This window comes from Rubritalea sp. (assembly GCF_039830215.1).
Lineage (GTDB): Bacteria > Verrucomicrobiota > Verrucomicrobiia > Verrucomicrobiales > Akkermansiaceae > Rubritalea.
The window spans coordinates 1-2,092 of record NZ_JBDOPO010000222.1 but is presented as its reverse complement, the minus strand read 5'-3'; the positions used below and the strand labels follow the sequence as shown (position 1 = coordinate 2,092).

2 protein-coding genes are annotated in these 2,092 nt (G+C 45.7%); one reads left to right on the top strand and one right to left on the bottom strand.

From position 1 onward, the window contains the following. The coding region (locus ABGY95_RS07480; RefSeq protein WP_347441066.1) for a hypothetical protein at positions 1-794 on the top strand (794 nt) is incomplete at its 5' end. A 387-nt stretch (positions 795-1,181) separates the two neighbouring features. Here ABGY95_RS07480 and ABGY95_RS07475 read toward each other — a convergent pair. Next, positions 1,182-1,325 carry a hypothetical protein gene (locus ABGY95_RS07475; RefSeq protein ID WP_347441065.1) on the bottom strand — a complete coding sequence of 48 codons (144 nt, stop codon included), beginning with the start codon at positions 1,323-1,325 and terminating at the stop codon, positions 1,182-1,184. Positions 1,326-2,092 lie beyond the last annotated feature (767 nt).

Here is a 2,092-nt window from a genome sequence, read left to right as displayed (position 1 = left end):
CGCTCAAGGGCGGAAAAGGCTGGAAAGGCTGGAAAGGCTGGAAAGGCTGGAAAGTAAGCTGGACCAAAAACTACTCAGGCCAATGGATGAAAGACATGGCTAAGGGCCATAGTGTGACCAAAACCAGCACGCTGATTGGACTACCTCAGTCCTTCGCCCCCAGCAAACCCACCACGATTTTTATCCAATGGACATCAGGCGACTCCAAGAACAACATCAAAGGGGCTCGAACTTACTGGAAGAGCTGTAATACCAACAACTGGATCTTGCTATCCGTCGACTCAGCACCCGACCCAAAGGCGGCATGGAGCTATTCTGTCTTCCTTGCCAATATAAAAACAGCACTCGCTGAAATGCAGAAACAATGGCCCGCCGCAGACCAATGGCCAATCGTCTGTGGTGGATTTTCAGGTGGGGCAAAAAATTCACAGATCATGGCTGGCCTCATCAGCCAGGAAGGCTTCAATGTCAAAGGCCTCTACATGGGTGGTTGCAATGAGACATTCTTCGAACTCGGCAGCGATGACTACAACATCAAAAAAGCTACCTGGAGAAAACTTAAAGCCTTCGAGAGTAGTGGTACTAAGGACCACTTAGTTGACAACAAATGGCTTTTTGGCTGCCCAAGGAAATCCGATTCAGCTTCGCTCAAGAAGCTCCAACAGCTCGAATCGAGAATCAAAGAACTCGAGAACCGCCTCGCCCAGAAAGAGGTCAACGCACGCTTCAGTTCGAGTGGAAGTCACTACACAGAAGACCCAACATTAAATGACTACCAATCTCATGTTACTTAAAAGCAATCTAACAAAAAACTTACTACCTTCATAGCTGCATCATAAAGAGTAATCCTACTCTGCTATGAAACCATATAGTCCTCTTTAAATTTATCCCTTTGGTTAACCTTGTCCCTAGGTTGCTTTGTCACAAAAACAAATTCTCCTAGAGAATTTTCCGTGCTTAGATATGATTTTGGCTACAGTAGTTTTCACTACAGTTGAAGTTTCGATCATTAAGTTCCGAGAACCATTCTTGATGAGCTGTAAACTCCTAGATTCTTGTCGTTGTGCACGGCTTTTATTCCAGCGGTAAGTCTAATTGTCGTCACTCTAGTTCGGCTTATATGGTGGCTAGAGTCGTGTTGAAACACTGAGAGGAAGACACTAAATGTAACGCAGGTCTAGTTACTTGTTGTAGAAGATGCCGTTTGGTGTTTTAACTTTGTCTCGGTTTGGTGGAATTCGTGTAAGCAATGCCATCGAATCGGCTGCGGTGGTTTTGCTGTCAGCCCTGGCCATCAGAGCGTGACGAATGAACCTTTCGGCCATGGTTATTAGGATATTTCAAGAAGTCCTTTCCAATAATAGTGTCGTGCTTCCAACGCCCCAATCTAAGACGAAGGTCTACTGTAGCTGAGCATGATGCGATCAAGTCCTGATTGGCAATGTGACCTCGTTTGCCTCCCTGAAGGGTTTCTATCTACTTCAAGTCTGCATAAATGAATTGATAGATAGTTTCGAGGCTAGTTCTCTCGATTCCCAACTATCTCAGTGAAGTTTAGCTTCAGTTCTCTATTTATTGTGGAGGATTTTCTCCAGAGAACTGAAACAATAGAGCTTCGTGAGTCGCGCTTGCGGCGCAGAATAGATATGATGGTATACAGCTCATCGAAGCTCAGATGTTTTTATGACATTTGGCACTGGTTCAGCTTTATCGACGGATCGAGTACTGGGCTAATATTCAACTCTTTGCAGATTTGCGTAAGGGTCGTAGAGCTTTCGGTAGAATATTGGAGAACTTCACTCTTAAATTCCTCGCGGTGTCGTCTGATTTTACGTTTCATGGTTTGCCTTTGGTCCATATTAATCAATGAGCCCCCCGTTCCCGTGAACTTAAGAGGCTCAGCGCTACAAAGAGGCCTGTATCGACAGGCATCAATATTGGTGACGAATACCTAGGTAAAGCCCCTAATTTTTGCACCGAGCACGCCACCAGCATTGGGCTCGGTGGCCCGGCGCACAGGCAAATTAATTTACGCTGCTAGAAGACAGTAATGCGGTGGCTAACGAAGTGATCGACCTCCCCTCCAATTCCC

Bases quoted from the DNA above. Each gene is read 5' to 3' on its own strand.
- ABGY95_RS07475 (WP_347441065.1), bottom strand. From the start codon at position 1,325: ATGGCCGAAAGGTTCATTCGTCACGCTCTGATGGCCAGGGCTGACAGC.